General features: G+C 65.4%; 20 protein-coding genes and 1 tRNA gene. All 21 read left to right on the top strand.

Annotated features, from left to right (window positions below; genetic code table 11):
• Positions 1–25 precede the first annotated feature (25 nt).
• Positions 26–1,120 (top strand): tRNA (adenosine(37)-N6)-threonylcarbamoyltransferase complex transferase subunit TsaD, encoded by a 1,095-nt coding sequence (tsaD, locus tag K5880_RS00260; RefSeq protein ID WP_297647116.1) that lies wholly within the window; start codon positions 26–28, stop codon positions 1,118–1,120.
• A 172-nt stretch (positions 1,121–1,292) separates the two neighbouring features.
• Complete coding sequence (locus K5880_RS00255; protein ID WP_297647767.1) at positions 1,293–2,558, top strand: branched-chain amino acid ABC transporter substrate-binding protein; 1,266 nt, start codon at positions 1,293–1,295, stop codon at positions 2,556–2,558.
• A gap of 20 nt (positions 2,559–2,578) precedes the next feature.
• A complete protein-coding gene (locus K5880_RS00250) occupies positions 2,579–3,763 on the top strand; it encodes a pyridoxal phosphate-dependent aminotransferase (RefSeq protein WP_297647113.1) in 1,185 nt (394 codons plus the stop codon).
• A gap of 156 nt (positions 3,764–3,919) precedes the next feature.
• Positions 3,920–4,186 carry a 30S ribosomal protein S15 gene (rpsO, locus tag K5880_RS00245; RefSeq protein WP_066270399.1) on the top strand — a complete coding sequence of 89 codons (267 nt, stop codon included), beginning with the start codon at positions 3,920–3,922 and terminating at the stop codon, positions 4,184–4,186.
• Positions 4,187–4,434: 248 nt separating this feature from the next.
• Positions 4,435–6,567 (top strand): polyribonucleotide nucleotidyltransferase, encoded by a 2,133-nt coding sequence (gene pnp / locus K5880_RS00240; RefSeq protein ID WP_297647103.1) that lies wholly within the window; start codon positions 4,435–4,437, stop codon positions 6,565–6,567.
• An 11-nt stretch (positions 6,568–6,578) separates the two neighbouring features.
• Positions 6,579–7,568: an NAD(P)H-quinone oxidoreductase gene (locus tag K5880_RS00235; protein ID WP_297647765.1), complete on the top strand. Its 990-nt coding sequence runs from the start codon at positions 6,579–6,581 to the stop codon at positions 7,566–7,568.
• Between the two features lie 22 nt (positions 7,569–7,590).
• Positions 7,591–8,337: a triose-phosphate isomerase gene (gene tpiA, locus K5880_RS00230; protein ID WP_297647100.1), complete on the top strand. Its 747-nt coding sequence runs from the start codon at positions 7,591–7,593 to the stop codon at positions 8,335–8,337.
• 52 nt (positions 8,338–8,389) lie between these two features.
• Positions 8,390–8,809, top strand: coding sequence for a preprotein translocase subunit SecG (secG, locus tag K5880_RS00225; RefSeq protein ID WP_297647097.1), 420 nt, complete (start codon positions 8,390–8,392; stop codon positions 8,807–8,809).
• Positions 8,810–8,966: 157 nt separating this feature from the next.
• Positions 8,967–9,051, top strand: a tRNA-Leu gene (locus K5880_RS00220).
• Between the two features lie 48 nt (positions 9,052–9,099).
• Entirely contained in the window at positions 9,100–9,459 is a 360-nt protein-coding gene (locus K5880_RS00215) for an NADH-quinone oxidoreductase subunit A (RefSeq protein ID WP_297647094.1), read from the top strand.
• 39 nt (positions 9,460–9,498) lie between these two features.
• On the top strand, positions 9,499–9,978 hold the full coding sequence (locus tag K5880_RS00210; protein WP_056273769.1) for an NADH-quinone oxidoreductase subunit B family protein: 480 nt from the start codon (positions 9,499–9,501) through the stop codon (positions 9,976–9,978).
• A gap of 51 nt (positions 9,979–10,029) precedes the next feature.
• Positions 10,030–10,653 (top strand): NADH-quinone oxidoreductase subunit C, encoded by a 624-nt coding sequence (locus K5880_RS00205; RefSeq protein ID WP_297647091.1) that lies wholly within the window; start codon positions 10,030–10,032, stop codon positions 10,651–10,653.
• 19 nt (positions 10,654–10,672) lie between these two features.
• Entirely contained in the window at positions 10,673–11,926 is a 1,254-nt protein-coding gene (locus K5880_RS00200) for an NADH-quinone oxidoreductase subunit D (protein WP_297647088.1), read from the top strand.
• The gene (gene nuoE, locus K5880_RS00195) at positions 11,923–12,438 is read left to right on the top strand and encodes an NADH-quinone oxidoreductase subunit NuoE (RefSeq protein ID WP_297647085.1); all 516 of its coding nucleotides are present in this window, start codon (positions 11,923–11,925) and stop codon (positions 12,436–12,438) included. The genes K5880_RS00200 and nuoE overlap by 4 nt, the downstream gene beginning before the upstream one ends.
• Positions 12,435–13,808: an NADH-quinone oxidoreductase subunit NuoF gene (gene nuoF, locus K5880_RS00190; RefSeq protein WP_297647083.1), complete on the top strand. Its 1,374-nt coding sequence runs from the start codon at positions 12,435–12,437 to the stop codon at positions 13,806–13,808. The genes nuoE and nuoF overlap by 4 nt, the downstream gene beginning before the upstream one ends.
• 14 nt (positions 13,809–13,822) lie before the next feature.
• The gene (nuoG, locus tag K5880_RS00185) at positions 13,823–15,955 is read left to right on the top strand and encodes an NADH-quinone oxidoreductase subunit NuoG (protein ID WP_297647080.1); all 2,133 of its coding nucleotides are present in this window, start codon (positions 13,823–13,825) and stop codon (positions 15,953–15,955) included.
• Positions 15,952–17,034, top strand: coding sequence for an NADH-quinone oxidoreductase subunit NuoH (gene nuoH, locus K5880_RS00180; RefSeq protein WP_297647077.1), 1,083 nt, complete (start codon positions 15,952–15,954; stop codon positions 17,032–17,034). Before nuoG ends, nuoH begins: the two co-directional genes overlap by 4 nt.
• Positions 17,035–17,053: 19 nt before the next feature.
• A complete protein-coding gene (gene nuoI / locus K5880_RS00175) occupies positions 17,054–17,566 on the top strand; it encodes an NADH-quinone oxidoreductase subunit NuoI (protein WP_297647075.1) in 513 nt (170 codons plus the stop codon).
• Positions 17,567–17,658: 92 nt separating this feature from the next.
• Positions 17,659–18,318, top strand: a complete 660-nt coding sequence (locus K5880_RS00170) for an NADH-quinone oxidoreductase subunit J (RefSeq protein ID WP_297647072.1) — start codon at positions 17,659–17,661, stop codon at positions 18,316–18,318.
• Positions 18,315–18,623, top strand: coding sequence for an NADH-quinone oxidoreductase subunit NuoK (nuoK, locus tag K5880_RS00165; RefSeq protein WP_204735475.1), 309 nt, complete (start codon positions 18,315–18,317; stop codon positions 18,621–18,623). Before K5880_RS00170 ends, nuoK begins: the two co-directional genes overlap by 4 nt.
• Before the next feature lie 43 nt (positions 18,624–18,666).
• Positions 18,667–20,700, top strand: coding sequence for an NADH-quinone oxidoreductase subunit L (gene nuoL / locus K5880_RS00160; protein ID WP_297647067.1), 2,034 nt, complete (start codon positions 18,667–18,669; stop codon positions 20,698–20,700).
• The last annotated feature ends 6 nt before the right edge of the window (positions 20,701–20,706 follow it).

Below are 20,706 nucleotides of genomic sequence, written 5' to 3'. Positions count from 1 at the left end.
AGCGTGCCGCCCGTACACTTCCCGGATGTTGATACTGGGAATCGAGTCGTCCTGCGACGAAACCGGCGTCGCCCTGGTCGACGCCAGCGGCACGGACACGCCCCGGCTGCTGGGCCACGCGCTGCACAGCCAGATCGAGATGCACCAGGCCTATGGCGGCGTGGTGCCCGAGCTCGCCAGCCGCGATCACATCCGCCGCGTGCTGCCGCTGACCGATGCCGTGCTGGCGCAGGCCGCGCTGCCGTTGTCGGCGGTGGACGCGGTGGCCTACACCCGCGGGCCGGGACTGGCGGGGGCCTTGCTGGTCGGTTCGGGCGTGGCCTGCGCGCTGGGCTTTGCGCTGGGCAAGCCGGTGATCGGCGTGCACCACCTCGAAGGCCATCTGCTCTCGCCCTTCCTGAGCGCCGACCCGCCCAGGTTTCCGTTCGTGGCGCTGCTGGTCTCGGGCGGCCACAGCCAGCTGATGCGGGTGGACGGCGTGGGCCGCTACGAGCTGCTGGGCGAAACCATCGACGATGCCGCCGGCGAGGCCTTCGACAAATCGGCCAAGCTGCTTGGCCTGCCGTACCCCGGTGGCCCCGCGCTCGCGCGGCTGGCCCAGCAGGGCGACCCGCTGGTCTACAGATTTCCGCGCCCGCTGCTGCACAGCGGCGACCTGGATTTTTCGTTTGCCGGCCTCAAGACCGCCGTGCTGACCCAGGTGAAGCGCCTCGCCCACGCCCGGCCCGAAGGCCCGGCCACGCCGCATCTGGCCGACCCGCTGAGCGCGCAGCAGAAAGCCGACGTGGCCGCGGGCGTGCAGGCGGCCATCGTCGAGGTGCTGGTGAAAAAATCCATGGCGGCGGTGCGCCGCACCGGCCTGCGCCGCCTCGTGGTGGCCGGCGGGGTGGGGGCGAACGCGCTGCTGCGCGAACAGCTGGGCGCCGCCTGCGCCCAGGCGGGCGTGCGTGTGCACTACCCGGAGCTGCACCTGTGCACCGACAACGGCGCCATGATCGCGCTGGCCGGCGGCATGCGCGCGCAGGCCGGGCTGGCCGGTGACGAAGACCAGGGGTACCGCTTCGACGTGCTGCCGCGCTGGCCCCTGGCGGACCTGGCCCCGGTTGCCGGCGCCGTCTGACCACCCCCGGAGGGTATCCTCTGTAATTATGAATTAGACTTCTCGGCGGTGTCGCTTATGTGACATGCCGACGCGGGCCATCCGGGTTCCGCGCCCCCGTACCCAGGAGCCATCTCCCATGAAACCCTTGTTCCCATCCCTGTTTTCGCCGCGCCGTCGCAGCCTTGTTGCCATGCTGCTGGGCGCCCTGACATCCGCCACCAGCCTGGCCCAGGCACCCGCGCCGGCCGCCGGCGCGCCCATCCGCATCGGCATGATCGAAGGCCTGTCCGGGCCGTTCGCCAACACCGGCGAGGCGGTGTTCCGCAACCTGGTCTGGGCCACCGAGCGGGTGAACGCGCGCGGCGGTGTGAAGCTGCCGGCCTCGCAGGGAGGCAACCGCCCGCTGGTGATCGAGCGCTTCGACAGCAAGGGGCAGACGGAGGAAGCCCTGTCGGCGCTGCGCTCGGCGCAGGACCGCGGCATCACCATCGTCACGCAGGGCAATTCGTCGGCGGCCGCCAGCGCGCTGATCGACGCCATCAACAAGCACAACGAGCGCGACTCGGGGCGCCAGATGCTGTTCCTGAACTACTCGGCGGTCGACCCGGTGCTCACCAACGAGAAGTGCAGCTTCTGGCATTTCCGCTTCGATGCCCACGCTGACATGCGCATGAGCGCGCTCATGCATGTGCTGCGCGAGGACAAACAACTGAAGAACATCTACCTGATCGGCCAGGACTACAGCTTCGGCCAGGCCGTGCTGCGCGAGGCGCGCAGCCAGCTCGCCGCGCAGCGCCCGGACGTGAAGATCGTCGGCGACGAACTGCACCCGGTGGCGCGCGTGAAGGACTTCCTGCCCTATGCGGCCAAGATCAAGGCCAGTGGCGCGCAGGCCGTGCTCACGGGCAACTGGGGCAACGACCTCACGCTGCTGGTGAAGGCCGCGCGCGAGTCCGGTTTCGATGGCACCTTCTACACCTTCTATGGCAACGCGCTCGGTGCGCCCGCGGCCATGGGCGAGGCTGGCATCGGCAAGGTGATCGCCGTGGCCGACTGGTTTCCCAACGTACTCACGCCCGAATCGGAGGCCTTCTACAAGGCGTTCCGCCAGCGCTTCCCGAACCCGGCCGACGATTACGTCCACATGCGCATGCAGCTGATGATCGAGTCGCTCGCGCAGGCCATCGAGCGGGCGGGAGCGACGGGCCCGGTCAACGCGGCCACCATCGCGGCCCAGCTGGAGAAGGCGGACGTCACGCTGGCCGGCCAGCGCGCCCGCATGCGTGGCGCCGACCACCAGTTCCAGCAGTCGCTGGCGGTGGCGGTGATGGACCGCCAAGGCACGCCGGGCGTGAAGTTCGACGTGGAAGGTTCGGGCTATGGTTTCCGCGTCATCCGCAACCTCTCCGCGCAGCAGGCGGAGCAACCGCACACCTGTACCATGCAGCGACCCTGAAACCGCTGGAGAGCCTGTCGATGAGAGCCGTGGTGGAACAACTGGAGGCCTCGCGCATCCGCGAGGTGGCCAACGAAGGCCTGGGCCGGCCCGACGTGCTGAAATTCTGGTTCGGCGAGAGCGACGAGGTCACGCCGGCTTTCATCCGCGATGCCGCCATGGCCTCGCTGCAGGCAGGTGAGACCTTCTACGCGCAGAACCTGGGCCTGCCTGAGCTGCGCGAGGCACTGGCGGTCTATACCGACGGCCTGCATCCCGGGCGAGGCGCGGCCCACTGGGTGGACAGGCTGGCCGTCACCTCGGGCGGCGTCAATGGGTTGATGCTGGCCTCGCAGGCGCTGGTGCAGGCGGGTGACGAGGTGGTGGCAGTGACACCCGTCTGGCCCAATCTCGTGGCGCAACCCCTGATCATGGGGGCCCAGGTCCGGCGCGTGCCGCTGCGTGTGGTGGCCGACGGGCCGCGGGCCGGCGCCTGGGCGCTCGACATGGATGCGCTGCTGGCCGCGATCACCCCGGCCACGCGGTTGCTGGTTGTCAACGCGCCGAACAACCCCACCGGCTGGACGCTCGGCGCCGACGAACAACGCGCCATCCTCGCGCACTGCCGCCGCACCGGCACATGGATACTGGCCGACGAGGTGTACGAGCGCGTGTACTTCGCGGGCGATACGCCCAATGGCACGGCGCCCAGCTTTCTGGACGTGGCCCAGCCCGACGACCGGGTGATCGTCGCCCACAGTTTTTCCAAGAGCTTCCTCATGACCGGCTGGCGCCTGGGCTGGCTGGTGTTGCCTTCCACCCTGACAGCCACTTTCAGCAAGCTCATCGAATACAACACGTCGTGCGCGCCGGTGTTCGTGCAGCGTGCGGCCGCTGTGGCGCTGCAGCGTGGCCAGGAGGTGACGCCTGCGCTGGTGGCCCACCTGCGGGTCTGCCGCGACACGCTGGTGCCGCGGCTGCGCGCGCTGCCCGGAGTCATCCTGGGCGAGCCGTCGGGTGGCATGTACGCGTTTTTCCGGCTGGAGGGGCATGGCGACTGCCTGCAGACCGCCAAGCACCTGGTGCGTGAGGCCGGCCTGGGGCTGGCGCCGGGCAGTGCCTTCGGCCCCGAGGCGGCTGGCTGGTTGCGCTGGTGCTTTGCCAGCCGGGACACGGACCGCCTGGTGCAGGGGGCGGATCGCCTGCGACGCTGGCAGGCTCTCTGAGGTCTGGCCGGGCCCTTCTGGTCTATAATTCCCGGTTGCTGTCTTCACGGATGGCAACTTCACGCCCGCTGCGGCCTGAGGTGCCGAACCCGGTTCGGCGCCTGCCGGCTGCGACGGGACGCACGTAACGCCAGGCAACTGGCCAAGGAAACCGACATGATCGCCCAGTCCATCAAAGCCGAAGTGGTCGCGGCCAACGCCCGCGCCGCCAACGACACCGGCAGCCCCGAAGTGCAGGTTGCACTGCTGACCGCCCGCATCAACGAGCTGACCCCCCACTTCAAGACCCATGCCAAGGATCACCACGGCCGCCGTGGCCTGCTGCGCATGGTGAGCCGCCGTCGCAAGCTGCTCGACTACCTGAAGTCCAAGGATGCCGAGCGCTACCTTGCCCTGATCAAGAAGCTGGGCCTGCGCAAGTAAGTGGGCCAGCCGTGACGCACGAAACGCCTGAGTTGGTTCGCTGGCTCGGGCGTTTTTTGCTTGTCGCTCGCCATTTTTGATTCCGGAGTCCCGACAACAGAGCGAAGCTGTGTCATTCCAAACGGGTTGTGCGCCGCGCAGCCTTTCTGGAATGGCATCGTGTTCTGGGTTGTGCCTCCGGGTTTTGTGCAGCCACGCTGCACGCTGAGCCATCCGCCATCGGCGGAGGCGTTTAACGGAGAGACACCATGAGCATGTTCAACAAAGTCACCAAGAGCTTCCAGTGGGGCCCCCATCAGGTCACGATGGAAACCGGCGAAGTCGCGCGCCAGGCCACGGGTGCCGTGCTGGTCAACATCGACGACACCGTGGTGCTGGCCACCGTGGTCGCCAAAACCGAAGCGAAGGCCGGCCAGGACTTCTTCCCGCTGACCGTCGATTACACCGAGAAGTCCTATGCCGCCGGCAAGATCCCCGGCAGCTTCTTCAAGCGCGAAGGCCGCCCCAGCGAACTCGAGACGCTGACCTGCCGCCTGATCGACCGCCCGATCCGCCCGCTGTTCCCCGAAGGCTTCTACAACGAAGTGCAGGTCATCGTGCACGTCGTCAGCCTGAACCCTGAAGTGCAGGCCGACATCGCGGCGATGATCGCCACTTCCGCCGCACTGTCCATCAGCGGCATTCCGTTCAACGGCCCGATCGGCGCCGCGCGCGTGGGCTATGTGAATGGCGAGTACGTGCTCAACCCGGGCCAGACCCAGTTGAAGGACAGCCAGCTTGACCTGGTGGTCGCCGGTACCGAAGCCGCCGTGCTGATGGTGGAGTCCGAAGCCGACCAGTTGTCAGAAGAGGTGATGCTGGGCGCCGTGGTCTATGGTCACGACATGGGCAAGATTGCCATCGCTGCCATTAATGACCTGGTGCGCGACGCCGGCAAACCCGCCTGGGACTGGCAGCCGCCGGCCAAGGACGAGCCCCTGATCGCCAAGGTCGAAGGCCTGGCCAAGGCGAAGCTCGAAGCCGCCTACCAGATCCGCAACAAGCAGGCCCGTACCCAGGCTTGCCGCACCGCCTATGCCGACGTCATGGCCGGCCTGAAGGCCGAAGGCGTGGAGTTCGACAGCGTGGCCGTGGAAGCCCTGCTGTTCGAGATCGAAGCCGGGATCGTGCGCGGCCAGATTCTGGCCGGCGAGCCCCGCATCGACGGTCGCGACACGCGCACCGTGCGTGCCATCGAAATCCGCAACGGCGTGCTGCCGCGCACCCACGGCTCAGCCCTGTTCACCCGCGGTGAGACGCAGGCGCTGGTGGTTGCCACGTTGGGCACCGACCGCGACGCCCAGCGCATCGACGCACTGGCCGGCGAGTTCGAAGACCGCTTCATGCTGCACTACAACATGCCCCCCTTCGCCACCGGCGAAGCCGGTCGTTTCGGCACCCCGAAGCGCCGCGAGATCGGCCATGGCCGCCTGGCCAAGCGCGCGCTGATCGCCGCGCTGCCAAGCAAGGAAGACTTCCCCTACACCATGCGCGTGGTGTCGGAAATCACCGAGTCCAACGGCTCCTCGTCGATGGCTTCGGTCTGTGGTGGCTGCCTGGCGCTGATGGACGCCGGTGTACCGATGAAGGCCCACGTGGCCGGCATCGCCATGGGTCTGATCAAGGACGGCAATCGCTTTGCCGTGCTGACCGACATCCTGGGTGACGAGGACCACCTCGGCGACATGGACTTCAAGGTGGCCGGTACCACCAACGGCATTTCGGCGCTGCAGATGGACATCAAGATCCAGGGCATCACCAAGGAAATCATGCAGGTTGCACTGGCGCAGGCCAAGGAAGCGCGCATGCACATCCTGGGCAAGATGCAGGAAGCCATGGGCGAGGCCAAGACCGAGGTGTCCAATTTCGCACCCAAGCTCTTCACCATGAAGATCAACCCCGAGAAGATCCGCGACGTGATCGGCAAGGGCGGCTCCGTCATTCGCGCGCTGACCGAAGAGACCGGCACGCAGATCAACATCGACGAAGACGGCACCATCACCATCGCCTCGACCGACGCGGCCAAGGCCGACGAGGCCAAGCGCCGCATCGAGCAGATCACGGCCGAAGTGGAAGTGGGCAAGGTCTACGAAGGCCCGGTCACCAAGATCCTGGACTTCGGTGCCCTGATCAACCTGCTGCCGGGCAAGGACGGCCTGCTGCACATCAGTCAGATCGCGCACGAGCGCGTCGAGAAAGTCACCGACTACCTGAGCGAAGGTCAGGTCGTGCGGGTGAAGGTGCTCGAGACCGACGAGAAGGGCCGCGTCAAGCTGTCCATGAAGGCCCTGGCCGAGCGCAACAGTGGTGAGCAAGCGGCGCAGCAACAGCAACAGCCGTGATGCCGTCGGTCATGCAAGCGGTCGAGATCAGCGCCTTTGGCGCGCCGGAGGTATTGCGCCTGGGCGAACGCCCGGTGCCGGTGCCGGGCGCGGGCGAGGTGCTGATCCGCGTGAGTGCATCGGGCGTGAACCGCCCTGATGTGCTGCAGCGCACCGGCAACTACCCGGTGCCGCCTGGCGCGTCCGATATTCCCGGTCTCGAGGTGGCTGGTGTGATCGAGTCCGGTGATGAGGCGGCCATGGCCGCGGCGGGCCTGAAAGCCGGCGAGCGCGTGTGCGCACTGGTCGCGGGTGGCGGCTATGCGCAGTGGTGCGTGGCCCCCGTGGGCCAGTGCCTGCCGGTGCCCGAGGGACTGGACGACGTGGCCGCCGCCTCGTTGCCCGAGACGTTCTTCACCGTCTGGAGCAATGTGTTCGATCGTGGCCGCCTGCAGGCGGGAGAAACCTTGCTGGTACAGGGTGGCACCAGCGGCATTGGTGTGACCGCGATCCAGATGGCCAGGGCCCTGGGTGCGCGCGTGATTGCCACCGCGGGCAGCGACGACAAGTGCGCTGCCTGCCTCAAGCTCGGCGCCGACCACGCCATCAACTACAAGACCCAGGATTTCGTCGCCGTACTGGCCGAACTCACCGCCCAGAGAGGGGTCGACGTGATTCTGGACATGGTCGCGGGTGCCTACGTGGCGCGGGAGATCGAATGCCTGGCAGAGGACGGCAGGCTGGTGATCATCGCGGTGCAGGGCGGTATCAAGGCCGAGTTCAATGCCGGCCTGGTGCTGCGCCGGCGCCTGACCATCACGGGGTCGACGCTGCGCCCGCGGCCGGTGGCGTTCAAGACGGCGATCGCCGCTTCGCTGCGCACGCACGTCTGGCCCTTGCTGGCCGAAGGGCGCATCCAGCCGGTGATCCACCAGGTGTTTCCTGCCGCGCAGGCCGCCGAGGCCCACGCGCTGATGGAATCCAACCAGCATGTGGGCAAGCTCGTGTTGAGCTGGGTCTGAGCAGCTCGTAGAAGAAACCGTCATGAGAAAACTGATCGCAGGCAACTGGAAGATGAACGGCTCGCTGGCCGCGAACGAGGCGCTCGTGAAGGCCATGCTCGACGGATTGGGTGGCAAGGTACCCGCATCCGATATGGCCTTGTGCGTGCCCGCGCCCTATCTGCCACAACTGGCCGGATTGCTCCAGGGCAGTCCGATCGCCTGGGGCGCACAGGACGTCTCCAGCCACGAGAGCGGGGCCTACACCGGTGAGGTCTCGGTGGCCATGCTCAAGGACTTCGGCTGCCGCTATGCCATCGTGGGGCATTCGGAGCGGCGTCAGTACCATGGCGAGACCGACGTGGTCGTGGCCGCCAAGGCGCAGCGCGCTCTTGCCGGCGGTGTGACCCCTATCGTCTGCGTGGGTGAAACCCTGGCCGAGCGCGAAGCCGGCCAGACCGAGGCCGTGGTCAAACGCCAGCTCGCGGCCGTGATCCACGCCGTCGCACATTGCACCAGCGAAATCGTGGTGGCCTACGAGCCCGTGTGGGCCATCGGCACCGGCAAGACCGCATCGCCCGAGCAGGCGCAACAGGTGCACGCCGTGCTGCGTGCCCAACTGGCCGCGGCAACCCAGCATCCCGAGCGCGTGCACATCCTCTATGGGGGCAGCATGAACGCGGCGAATGCCGCCAGCCTGCTGGCGCAGGCCGACATCGACGGCGGCCTGATCGGCGGCGCGTCGCTCAAGGCGGCCGACTTCCTTCACATCGTGGCCTCGGCTGCTTGAATCCTTGTTGTGTCCTGAGCGACACGGCGACAACAGATACCCGGAGAAAGAAATGAATGCTTTGTTGACCATCCTGCTGGCGGTGCAGATCCTTTCCGCGCTGGGCATGATCGGCCTGATCCTCATGCAGCACGGCAAAGGTGCCGATGCGGGAGCTGCCTTTGGCGGCGGCGGTTCCGGCTCCGCCAGCCTGTTCGGCGCATCGGGGGGCGCCAACTTCCTCTCGCGCACCACGGCAGTGCTAGCTGCGGTGTTCCTGGGTTGCACCCTGGGCCTGGCTTACTTCGGCAATCTGCGTACCGAGCCCAGTTCGGGCAGCGTGCTCGAAGGCAACATGGCGCCCGCGACGCAACCCGCAGAAGCCGCACAGCAAATCCCGGGCAACACGCCAGCACCCGCTGCCGCGCCCGCGGACGTTCCCGCTCCCGTCACCGCGCCGGCGACGGGAGCGGCGCAGATCCCGGCCAAGTAGGGCCGCCGGAGGCGGCGTGCAGCATGCGCTGCCTGGCGGCCGGCGCCGCATGAAAATCCCCTGCTGCGCTGCAAAAAGCAGGGCGGTTTCGGGGTAAACTCCTTGGGTTGTCAGCAGGGCTCGCACCATTCCTCGCGAGCCCGTCATTGCAGACCCAGCCGACGTGGTGAAATTGGTAGACACGCTATCTTGAGGGGGTAGTGGCGAAAGCTGTGCGAGTTCGAGTCTCGCCGTCGGCACCAATCTTTGGAACAACACGGTCCCACGCCGTGTCAGCGGAATCGACCAAGATGAGTCTCGAACAATACCTCCCCGTACTTCTGTTCATCTTGGTGGGTGTTGCCGTCGGGATCATTCCGCAGGTGCTGGGCTATCTCCTGGGTCCCAACCTGCCGGACGCCGAGAAGAACTCACCCTACGAATGCGGCTTCGAAGCTTTCGAAGACGCGCGCATGAAGTTCGATGTGCGCTACTACCTCGTGGCCATCCTCTTCATCTTGTTCGACCTCGAAATCGCATTCCTCATCCCCTGGGCCGTGGCCTTTGCAGACATTGGTGCCACCGGCTTCTTCGCAGGCGTGGTCTTCCTGGTCATCCTCACCGTGGGGTTTGCCTACGAGTGGAAGAAGGGTGCGCTGGATTGGGAATGACATCGGTACACACAGGCGACGAACGCACCGGAGCGGTACATGATTGAAGGCGTATTCAAGGAAGGTTTCGTCACCACGAGCTACGACTCGGTGGTGAATTGGGCCAAGACCGGCTCGCTGTGGCCCATGACCTTCGGTCTGGCCTGCTGCGCGGTCGAGATGATGCATGCGGCAGCTGCACGCTACGACATCGGGCGCTTCGGCTCCGAGGTGTTTCGCGCCAGCCCGCGCCAGTCCGACCTGATGATCGTGGCCGGTACCCTGTGCAACAAGATGGCGCCGGCGCTGCGCAAGGTCTATGACCAGATGGCAGAGCCGCGCTGGGTGCTTTCCATGGGCTCATGCGCCAATGGTGGTGGCTACTACCACTACAGCTACTCGGTCGTGCGTGGCTGTGACCGCATCGTGCCGGTGGACGTGTACGTGCCGGGTTGTCCGCCCACGGCCGAGGCCCTGCTGTACGGGATCATCCAGCTGCAGCAGAAGATCCGCCGCACCCAGACCATCGCCCGCGCCTGAGCGGGCCGTTTCCCGGATCCGCCGCTTGCCTTTGGCCCCGAAAGAATGACCATGACCGATTCCGCCACGACCTCGCACGCTGTCGAGCCAGAGGTGTTGAAGAACACCCTGGCTGCCTTGCTGGGTGCCCAGGCCCAGGCCATCGATGTGGTGCGCGGGGAGCTCACTCTTGTCGTGCGCGCCGCCGACTACCTGACCGTCATGCGGACCTTGCGCGATGCGCCGCAGGCGTGCTTCGAGCAGCTCGTCGATCTCTGTGGCATGGACTACCAGACCTATGGCGAGGGGCGCTGGGAAGGACAGCGCTTCGCCGCCGTGGTGCATCTGCTGTCGGTCACGCACAACCACCGCGTGCGCGTGCGTGTGTTCTGTCCCGAGGATGACTTCCCTGTGTTGCCCTCCGTCACGTCGCTGTGGGCCTCGGCCAACTGGTACGAGCGCGAAGCGTTCGACCTGTACGGCATCGTGTTCGAGGGCCATGACGACCTGCGCCGCATCCTGACCGACTACGGCTTCATCGGCCACCCGTTCCGCAAGGACTTCCCGTTGTCGGGCCATGTGGAGATGCGCTATGACGCCGAGCGACAGCGCGTCATCTACGAGCCGGTGACCATCGAGCCGCGCGAGATCACGCCGCGCATCATCCGCGAAGACAACTACGGCGGCCTGCACTGAAGCGGCAGGGCGAACCGACATGGCAGAGATCAAGAACTACACACTGAACTTCGGCCCGCAGCATCCGGCCGCGCACGGCGTGCTGCGCCTCGTGCTGGAACTCGACGGTGAGGTCGTGCAGCGCGCCGATCCGCACATCGGCTTGCTGCACCGCGCCACCGAGAAGCTGGCTGAGCACAAGACCTACATCCAGTCGTTGCCCTACATGGACCGTCTCGATTACGTGTCCATGATGAGCAACGAGCACGCCTATTGCCTGGCGATCGAGAAGTTGCTGGGCATCGAGGTGCCGATTCGCGCGCAGTACATCCGCGTGATGTTCAGCGAAATCACCCGCCTGCTCAATCACCTGATGTGGCTCGGTTCGCACGGCAACGACTGTGGCAGCTCCACCATCCTGATCTACGCGTTCCGCGAGCGCGAAGACCTGTTCGACATGTACGAAGCGGTCTCGGGTGCGCGCATGCACGCTGCCTATTTCCGTCCTGGCGGTGTCTACCGTGATCTGCCGGACACCATGCCGCAGTACAAGCACAGCAAGATCCGCAATGCGCGCGCGATGGAGCAGATGAACACCAACCGCCAGGGTTCGCTGCTCGATTTCATCGACGACTTCACGAAACGTTTCCCGACCTACCTGGCCGAGTACCACACGCTGCTGACCGACAACCGTATCTGGAAACAACGCACCGTCGGTATCGGTGTGGTCACGCCCGAGCGCGCACTCAATCTGGGCATGACCGGCCCGATGCTGCGTGGCTCCGGCATTGCGTGGGACCTGCGCAAGAAGCAACCCTATGACGTTTACGGTCAGATGGACTTCGACATCCCCGTGGGCAAGACCGGCGACTGCTACGACCGGTATCTCGTACGCATGGAGGAGATGAAGCAGTCCAACCGCATCATCGAGCAATGCGTGAAGTGGCTGCGCGCCAACCCCGGCCCGGTGATCACCGACAACCACAAGGTGGCGGCGCCCTCGCGCGAGTCCATGAAGGCCAACATGGAGGAGCTGATCCATCACTTCAAGCTCTTCACCGAAGGTTTTCATGTGCCCGAGGGTGAGGCCTATGCGGCGGTGGAGCATCCCAAGGGCGAGTTCGGCATCTACCTCGTGAGCGATGGTGCCAACAAACCCTACCGCCTGAAGATCCGTGCGCCCGGTTTCGCGCACCTTGCGACCATGGACGAGATGGCCCGTGGCCACATGCTGGCCGACGCGGTGGCCATCATCGGCACCATGGACATCGTTTTCGGAGAAATCGACCGATGAGCACCGCCGCCACGCCCGTGTCCTTTTCGGACGCGACGATCCAGCGCTTCGACCGCGAGGTCGCGAAATATCCCGACGAGCAGCGCCAGTCGGCCGTGATGGCCTGCCTGGCCATCATCCAGCAGGAGCAGGGCCACGTGAGCACGGCCGCCGAGGCCGCACTCGCGGCCTATCTGCGCATGGAGCCAATCGCGGTGCACGAGGTCACGACCTTCTACAACATGTACAACCAGCAGCCGCTGGGCAAGTTCAAGCTCAACGTCTGCACCAACCTGCCGTGCCAGCTGCGCGACGGCAGCAAGGCCCTGCACCACCTGGAGCAGAAGCTGGGAATCCACATGGGCGAGACCACGGCCGATGGCCTGTTCACGCTGCAGCAGAGCGAATGCCTGGGCGCCTGCGCCGATTCACCAGTGATGCTGGTGAACGACCGCCACATGTGCAGCTTCATGAGCAACGACAAGCTCGATCAGCTGATCGAAGGCCTGCGTGCGTCGGAAGGACAAGCATGAACGCCGATCAGATCCTCGCCCAGTTTCGCGCCACCGGTGTGCAGACCTGCTTCCATGGCCGCCACATCGAGCCGCAGATCTACGCCGGCCTCGATGGCAGCAACTGGTCGTTGAAGGACTACGTGGCCCGGGGTGGCTATCAGGCGCTGCGCAAGGTGCTCGGCCAGGACGGCGCGCCACCTGCGGGCGACCCGCCGGTCGTGGGCATGACGCAGGACCAGGTCATTGCCACGCTCAAGGAGTCGGCGCTGCGCGGCCGCGGCGGCGCGGGTTTTCCGACCGGCCTCAAGTGGAGCTTCATGCCACGCCAGTTCCCGGGCCAGAAGTACCTGGTGTGCAACTCGGACGAAGGCGAACCGGGCACCTGCAAGGACCGCGACATCCTGCTCTACAACCCGCACATCGTGATCGAGGGCATGGCCATTGCAGCCTATGCCATGGGCATCAGCGTGGGCTACAACTACATCCACGGCGAGATCTTCGAGGCCTACGACCGCTTCGAGGTTGCGCTGGAAGAGGCGCGTGCCGCTGGCTTCCTGGGCGACGCCATCATGGGCAGTGGCTTCAACTTCCAGCTGCACGCCGCCCATGGCTTCGGCGCCTACATCTGTGGCGAAGAAACCGCGCTGCTCGAATCGCTCGAAGGCAAGAAGGGCCAGCCCCGCTTCAAGCCACCGTTCCCGGCCAGCTTCGGTCTGTACGGCAAGCCCACCACCATCAACAACACCGAGACCTTCGCGGCGGTGCCCTGGATCATCCGCAACGGCGGCCAGGCCTACCTTGAGTGCGGCAAGCCGAACAACGGTGGCACCAAGATCTATTCGGTCAGTGGCGACGTGGAGTTACCGGGCAACTACGAAGTGCCACTCGGCACGCCGTTCAGCAAGCTGCTCGAACTCGCTGGTGGCGTGCGCAAGGGACGTACCCTCAAGGCCGTGATTCCGGGCGGCTCGTCCGCGCCGGTGCTGCCCGCGCACATCATGATGGAGTGCACGATGGACTATGACTCCATCGCCAAGGCCGGCTCCATGCTGGGTTCGGGCGCGGTCATCGTGATGGACGACTCGCGCTGCATGGTCGAATCCCTCAAGCGCCTGTCCTACTTCTACATGCACGAGTCCTGCGGCCAGTGCACGCCCTGCCGCGAAGGCACGGGCTGGCTCTGGCGCATGGTCGACCGCATTGATCGTGGCCTCGGAAAACCGGCCGACATGGCATTGCTCGACAACGTGGCCGAGAACATCATGGGCCGCACCATCTGCGCCCTGGGCGATGCGGCGGCCATGCCGGTGCGCGCCATGATCAAACACTTCCGGCACGAGTTCGAGGCGAAGATCAACGCCGCGAACACGCCGGCCCAGGCCGTCTGACGACAAGAAACACCATGATCGAAATCGAACTCGACGGCAAGAAGGTGGAAGTGCCCGCCGGCAGCATGGTCATGCATGCGGCCGAGAAGGCCGGCACCTATGTGCCCCACTTCTGCTACCACAAGAAGCTGTCCATCGCGGCCAACTGCCGCATGTGCCTGGTCGACGTCGAGAAGGCGCCCAAGCCCATGCCGGCCTGCGCCACGCCGGTCACGCAAGGCATGATCGTGCGCACCAAGAGCGACAAGGCGATCAAGGCCCAGCAGTCGGTGATGGAGTTCCTGCTGATCAACCACCCGCTGGATTGCCCGATCTGCGACCAGGGCGGCGAATGCCAGTTGCAGGATCTGGCCGTCGGCTATGGCGGCTCCGGTTCGCGCTACGAGGAAGAGAAGCGCGTGGTGTTCCACAAGGACGTGGGCCCGCTGATCTCGATGGAAGAGATGAGCCGTTGCATTCACTGCACCCGCTGCGTGCGCTTTGGCCAGGAAGTGGCCGGCGTGATGGAGCTGGGCATGTCGCACCGAGGCGAGCACGCCGAAATCGAGACCTTCGTCGGCGACACGGTGGATTCCGAACTCTCGGGCAACATGATCGACATCTGCCCTGTGGGCGCGCTCACCAGCAAACCCTTTCGCTACAGCGCGCGCACCTGGGAACTCTCACGCCGCAAGAGCGTGAGTCCGCACGACTCGACCGGTGCCAACCTGATCGTGCAGGTGAAAAACCACAAGGTCATGCGAGTGGTGCCGCTGGAGAACGAGGCCGTCAACGAATGCTGGATCGCCGACCGCGACCGCTTTTCGTACGAGGCCGTCAACAGCGAAGACCGCTTGACCGCGCCCATGCTCAAACAGGGTGGTGAGTGGCAGACGGTCGACTGGCAGACCGCGCTCGAATACGTGGCCAATGGCCTCAGGCAGGTCAGGGCCGAGCATGGGGCAGGCGCCATCGGCGTACTCGCCAGCCCGCACAGCACGGTCGAGGAACTGGCACTGGCAGGTGCCCTGGTGCGTGGTCTGGGCAGCCAGAACATCGACAGCCGCCTGCGCCACGCGGATTTTTCGAACACCGCCACCGCGGGCGCCGCGCGCTGGTTGGGCATGCCGATTGCCGCTCTGTCCACGCTGCAGCGCGTGCTCGTGGTGGGCTCCAACCTGCGCAAGGACCACCCGCTGTTTGCGCAGCGCATCCGCCAGGCGCAGCGCAAGGGCGCGCAGGTCAACGTGCTCAACGCCGCAGCGCAGGACTGGGCCATGCCGCTGAAGCACGTGGTGCTGGCCGACAGCTCGATCTGGGTTTCCGCGCTGGCCGGCATCGCAGCGGCCGTGGCCGCCGAGACAGGTGCCACTGCACCGGTCGCCGCCGACGTGAACGATGCGCAACGTGCGGTGGCGAAATCGCTGCTGGGCGGCGAGCGCAAGGCCATTCTGCTGGGTAACGCGGCCGCGCACCATGGCAAGGCGTCGAGCCTGCTGGCGCTGGCGAACTGGATCGCGCAGCAGACCGGTGCCAGCGTGGGCTATCTCAGCGAGGCCGCCAACACCGTGGGTGCGCAACTGGTCAACGCGGTACCGGGGCAGGGCGGTCTGAACGCTGGCCAGATGCTCGGCGGCGCACTCAAGGCCACGATCCTTCTCAACACCGAGCCGGCGTTTGACGCTGCCGCAGGTACCGGCGCCCTGGCGTCGGGTGGCATGGTCGTCACGCTCAGCCCGTTCAAGACCAACCTCGACGTGAGCGATGTGCTGCTGCCCATTGCACCGTTCACCGAAACATCGGGCTCCTTCGTCAACGCTGAAGGCCGCCTGCAGGGCTTCCACGCCGTCGTGCGGCCGCTGGGTGACACGCGCCCGGGCTGGAAGGTGCTGCGTGTGCTGGGCAACTTGCTGGAGTTGCCCGGCTTCGACGCCGATTCGTCGCAAGCCGTGCTGGCGGCGACCCTGCCCGGTGTGAGTTCGGGCGATCTGGTGGACGGCGCGCGCCTGTCCAATGACGGCAGCGCGACCGTCGACACCAGTCCGGCTGCCGCGCCACCGTGCGTGGCGTCCATCTACCAGCTCGACGGCCTGGTGCGCCGCTCGACCGCCCTGCAACTGACCGCCGACGCGCGGACCGCTCAAGCCGTGGAAGGAGCCGCTGCGTGATCGATGCGATGTACAACGGCGGTCTGGGCCTGATCGCCGCCCCGTGGTGGACCACTGCCGCGTGGCCCGTCATCTGGAACCTGATCAAGATCGTTGCCGTGCTCGCACCCCTGATGGGTGCCGTGGCCTACCTCACGCTGTGGGAGCGCAAGCTGCTGGGATGGATCCAGGTGCGCCACGGACCCAATCGGGTCGGGCCGCTCGGTCTGCTGCAGCCGATCGCCGATGCGCTCAAACTGCTGACCAAGGAGCTGATCCGCCCGAGCGCGGCAAGCAACGGCCTGTTCCGCCTGGGCCCCATCATGGCCATCATGCCGGCGCTGGCCGCGTGGGTGGCCATTCCGTTCGGCCCCGAAGCCGTGATCGCCAACGTGAACGCCGGTCTTCTGGTGGTGCTGGCCATCACCTCGATCGAGGTCTATGGCGTGATCATCGCGGGCTGGGCGTCCAACTCGAAGTACGCCTTCCTGGGCGCGCTGCGCGCCTCGGCGCAGATGGTGAGCTACGAGATTGCCATCGGCTTCTGCTTCCTGGTCGTCGTGATGACCGCGGGCAGCCTGCATCTGGGCGAGATCGTTGCCTCGCAGGCGCGCGGCATCGGTGCGGGCATGGGCCTGAACTTCCTGTCGTGGAACTGGCTGCCGCTGTTGCCGATCTTCTTTGTCTACCTGATCTCCGGCGTGGCCGAGACCAACCGCCACCCGTTCGACGTGGTCGAGGGCGAGGCCGAGATCGTGGCAGGCCATATGGTCGAGTACTCCGGCATGGGCTTCGCCATCTTCTTCCTCGCGGAGTACGCCAGCATGTGGCTGGTGTCCGTGCTCGCGGTGCTGCTGTTCCTGGGCGGCTGGCTGCCACCGATCGACAGCGCCTTGTTCAACTGGGTGCCGGGCTGGATCTGGCTGGGCGTCAAGACCTTCGTCGTGGTGTCCATGTTCATCTGGATCCGCGCCACCTTCCCGCGCTTCCGTTACGACCAGATCATGCGTCTGGGCTGGAAGATCTTCATTCCCGTCACGCTGATCTGGTTGCTGCTCGTGGGTGCACTGATGCAGACGCCGTGGAACATCTGGAAATAAGACCGGGCGAATGACCATCATGTCCACCACCACCGCCGTTGCCCCTTTCTCCTTTCGCGATTTCTTCAACAGTTTCCTTCTGGTGGAGCTGTTCAAGGGCATGGCCCTGACCGGCCGCTATGCGTTCAAGCGCAAGATCACGGTGCAGTTCCCGGAGGAGAAAACGCCGCTGTCGCCGCGCTTCCGTGGCCTGCACGCGCTGCGCCGCTACGAAAACGGCGAAGAGCGTTGCATTGCCTGCAAGCTCTGCGAAGCGGTGTGTCCGGCGCTGGCGATCACCATCGAGTCCGACGTGCGCGACGATGGTTCGCGGCGCACCACGCGCTACGACATCGACCTGACCAAGTGCATCTTCTGTGGCTTCTGCGAAGAGAGCTGCCCGGTCGACTCCATCGTCGAGACACACATTTTCGAGTACCACGGCGAGAAGCGCGGCGACCTGTACTTCACCAAGGAGATGCTGCTGGCCGTGGGTGATCGCTACGAATCCGAGATCGCCGCCGCCCGGGCCTCCGACGCCCCTTACCGCTGATGGAGGTCGGGCGCTGAGCGTTGTGCGTTCAGCGTCACTCACCTTCCCGAACCGAAACGCTCAACGCAGAACGCTCAACGCCGAACCAAGACATGGACTACCAGACCGGCTTTTTCTACCTGTTCGCCGCGGTGCTGCTGTTTGCCGGCTACCGCGTGATCACCGCGCGCAACCCGGTGCATGCGGTGCTGTACCTCATGCTGGCGTTCTCACAGGCCGCCGCGCTGTGGCTGCTGCTCAAGGCCGAGTTCCTCGGCATCACGCTGGTGCTGGTGTACCTTGGTGCGGTAATGGTGCTGTTCCTGTTCGTGGTGATGATGCTCGACATCAACATGGACGCGGTGCGCCAGGGCTTCTGGAGGCACTTCCCGCTGGCCGCCCTGCTGGGCGTGTTCGTGGCAGCCGAACTCATTGCGGTGCTCTGGGCCGGCTTCCCATCCATCACGTCCAGCCCCGAAGCGGCGGGCGCGGGTGTCAATGCGGCCGGCTATTCCAACACCCGTGAACTTGGTGTGCTGCTCTACACCGAGTACCTGTACCCGATCGAGGTGGCTGCCGTGATCCTGCTGGTGGCGATGATCGCCGCCATCGCGCTCACGCTGCGCCAGCGCAAGGACAGCAAGGCCATCAACCCCAGCCTGCAGGTGCACGTGCGCGCCAGCGACCGGCTGGTGGTGGTGCCGATGGCCGCCACGCAGAAAGCCGTTTCCGCCGGCGATGCGGCCAGTACCGAGGAGAGCAACAAGCCATGACTGTCACCCTGGGCCATTTTCTCGCCGTGGGCGCGATCCTGTTCGCGATCTCGGTCGTGGGCATCTTCCTCAACCGCAAGAACCTCATCGTGCTGCTCATGGCCATCGAGCTGATGCTGCTGGCCGTGAACATGAACTTCGTGGCCTTCTCGCATTTCCTGGGTGACATGCACGGCCAGGTCTTTGTGTTTTTCATCCTGACCGTGGCCGCCGCCGAATCGGCGATCGGTCTGGCCATTCTGGTGCTGCTGTTCCGCAACAAGTCGTCGATCAGCGTCGAAGAGCTCAACACCCTCAAGGGTTGATGAGGCCAGGGCCACCCCACACGAGAACTCAGGCAAGAACCCCATGAGCACCACCCTCTCTGCAAGCACCCTGCTCGCCGTCCCGCTGGCCCCGCTGGTGGGCGCGGCGCTCGCCGGCATCCTGGGCACCACTTTCGGCGGCAACATCATCGGGCGCCGCGCCTCGCACACGCTCACCATTCTGGGCGTGCTGATCGCGTTCATCCTGTCAGCCTCGACGCTCAAGAGCGTGGCGATCGACGGCGCGCGTTTCAACGAGACGATCTACACCTGGATGGTGGTGGGCGGCCTGAAGATGGAGATCGGCTTCCTGGTCGACGGTCTGACGGCCATGATGATGGTGGTGGTCACCTTCGTCTCGCTGATGGTGCACCTCTACACCATCGGCTATATGGAGGAGGACGAGGGCTACAACCGCTTCTTCGCCTACATCTCCCTGTTCACCTTTTCCATGCTCATGCTGGTCATGAGCAACAACCTCCTGCAGCTGTTCTTCGGCTGGGAGGCGGTGGGCCTGGTGTCCTATCTGCTGATCGGCTTCTGGTTCAACAAGCCCACGGCGATCTTTGCCAACATGAAGGCTTTCCTGGTCAACCGCGTGGGCGACTTCGGTTTCATCCTCGGCATCGGCCTCATCGTGGCCTACACCGGCACCATGAACTACGCCGAGGTGTTCGCCAAGGCACCCGAACTCGGCCAGTTGGGCTTTCCGGGAACCGACTGGTTGCTGATCACGGTGATCTGCATCTGCCTGTTCATTGGCGCCATGGGCAAGAGCGCGCAGTTCCCGCTGCACGTCTGGCTGCCGGACTCCATGGAAGGCCCCACACCCATTTCGGCCCTGATCCACGCCGCCACCATGGTGACGGCAGGCATCTTCATGGTCGCGCGCATGTCCCCGCTGTTCGAACTGTCGGACACGGCGCTGAACTTCATCCTGGTGATAGGCGCCATCACTGCGCTGTTCATGGGCTTCCTGGGCATCATCCAGAACGACATCAAGCGCGTTGTGGCCTATTCCACGCTGTCGCAGCTGGGCTACATGACGGTGGCGCTGGGCGCCTCGGCCTACTCGGTGGCCGTGTTCCACCTCATGACCCACGCCTTCTTCAAGGCGCTGCTGTTCCTCGCGGCCGGCTCGGTCATCATGGGCCTGCACCACAACCAGGACATCCGCTGGATGGGCGGCGTGCGCAAGTACATGCCCATCACCTGGATCACCTCGCTGCTGGGCACACTGGCGCTGATCGGCACGCCGCTGTTCGCCGGCTTCTATTCCAAGGACAGCATCATCGAGGCGGTGCACTTCAGCAACTTGCCGGCTTCGGGTTTCGCGTACTTCGCGGTGCTGGCCGGCGTGTTCGTCACCTCGTTCTACTCGTTCCGGCTGTACTTCCTGGTGTTCCACGGCCAGGAGCGCTACGACCAGAACCCGGACGCACACCACGGTCACCACGATGACCACCATGGTGGCGACCACGGGCATGGCGACGGCAAGCCCCACGAATCGCCCTGGGTGGTCACAGTGCCCCTGCTGCTGCTGGCGATTCCTTCGGTGGTGATCGGCTACATGACGATCCAGCCCATGCTGTTCGGTGAGTTCCTGAAGGATGCGATCACCATCGACACCGTGGCCCATCCCGCGATGGCGAAGTTCGCCGAGATCTTCCACGGCCCGCTGGCCATGGCCCTGCATGGCTTCTCCACGCCGCCGCTGTACCTCGCACTGGCCGGCGCGGTGTGTGCCTGGTACATGTACCTGATCAACCCGGCATTGCCGGCCGCCATCGGCCGCGCGCTGCGCCCGATCGTGGTGGTGCTGGAAAACAAGTACTACATGGACTGGTTCAACGAGAACGTGCTCGCCAGGGCCGCGCGTGGCTTGGGTGTCGGCCTGTGGAAGGGCGGTGACCGTGGCGTGATCGAAGGCGGCGTGGTCAACGCCAGCTGGAAGATCGTGGGCGCGGTGTCCGCCGTGGTGCGCCGCGCGCAGACCGGCTACCTCTACCACTACGCGTTGCTCATGATCGTGGGCGTGCTGCTGTTCATGACGTATTTCGTCTGGCTCGCCAAATAAGAAGAG

It is taken from the genome of Hydrogenophaga sp., from assembly GCF_025699295.1.
GTDB lineage: Bacteria > Pseudomonadota > Gammaproteobacteria > Burkholderiales > Burkholderiaceae_C > Hydrogenophaga.
The sequence above is the reverse complement of the archived record's forward strand: the minus strand, read 5'-3'. Positions and strand labels throughout refer to the sequence as shown.

Bases quoted from the DNA above. Each gene is read 5' to 3' on its own strand.
- tsaD (WP_297647116.1), top strand. From the start codon at position 26: ATGTTGATACTGGGAATCGAGTCGTCCTGCGACGAAACCGGCGTCGCC.
- K5880_RS00255 (WP_297647767.1), top strand. From the start codon at position 1,293: ATGCTGCTGGGCGCCCTGACATCCGCCACCAGCCTGGCCCAGGCACCC.
- K5880_RS00250 (WP_297647113.1), top strand. From the start codon at position 2,579: ATGAGAGCCGTGGTGGAACAACTGGAGGCCTCGCGCATCCGCGAGGTG.
- rpsO (WP_066270399.1), top strand. From the start codon at position 3,920: ATGATCGCCCAGTCCATCAAAGCCGAAGTGGTCGCGGCCAACGCCCGC.
- pnp (WP_297647103.1), top strand. From the start codon at position 4,435: ATGAGCATGTTCAACAAAGTCACCAAGAGCTTCCAGTGGGGCCCCCAT.
- K5880_RS00235 (WP_297647765.1), top strand. From the start codon at position 6,579: ATGCAAGCGGTCGAGATCAGCGCCTTTGGCGCGCCGGAGGTATTGCGC.
- tpiA (WP_297647100.1), top strand. From the start codon at position 7,591: ATGAGAAAACTGATCGCAGGCAACTGGAAGATGAACGGCTCGCTGGCC.
- secG (WP_297647097.1), top strand. From the start codon at position 8,390: ATGAATGCTTTGTTGACCATCCTGCTGGCGGTGCAGATCCTTTCCGCG.
- K5880_RS00215 (WP_297647094.1), top strand. From the start codon at position 9,100: ATGAGTCTCGAACAATACCTCCCCGTACTTCTGTTCATCTTGGTGGGT.
- K5880_RS00210 (WP_056273769.1), top strand. From the start codon at position 9,499: ATGATTGAAGGCGTATTCAAGGAAGGTTTCGTCACCACGAGCTACGAC.
- K5880_RS00205 (WP_297647091.1), top strand. From the start codon at position 10,030: ATGACCGATTCCGCCACGACCTCGCACGCTGTCGAGCCAGAGGTGTTG.
- K5880_RS00200 (WP_297647088.1), top strand. From the start codon at position 10,673: ATGGCAGAGATCAAGAACTACACACTGAACTTCGGCCCGCAGCATCCG.
- nuoE (WP_297647085.1), top strand. From the start codon at position 11,923: ATGAGCACCGCCGCCACGCCCGTGTCCTTTTCGGACGCGACGATCCAG.
- nuoF (WP_297647083.1), top strand. From the start codon at position 12,435: ATGAACGCCGATCAGATCCTCGCCCAGTTTCGCGCCACCGGTGTGCAG.
- nuoG (WP_297647080.1), top strand. From the start codon at position 13,823: ATGATCGAAATCGAACTCGACGGCAAGAAGGTGGAAGTGCCCGCCGGC.
- nuoI (WP_297647075.1), top strand. From the start codon at position 17,054: ATGTCCACCACCACCGCCGTTGCCCCTTTCTCCTTTCGCGATTTCTTC.
- K5880_RS00170 (WP_297647072.1), top strand. From the start codon at position 17,659: ATGGACTACCAGACCGGCTTTTTCTACCTGTTCGCCGCGGTGCTGCTG.
- nuoK (WP_204735475.1), top strand. From the start codon at position 18,315: ATGACTGTCACCCTGGGCCATTTTCTCGCCGTGGGCGCGATCCTGTTC.
- nuoL (WP_297647067.1), top strand. From the start codon at position 18,667: ATGAGCACCACCCTCTCTGCAAGCACCCTGCTCGCCGTCCCGCTGGCC.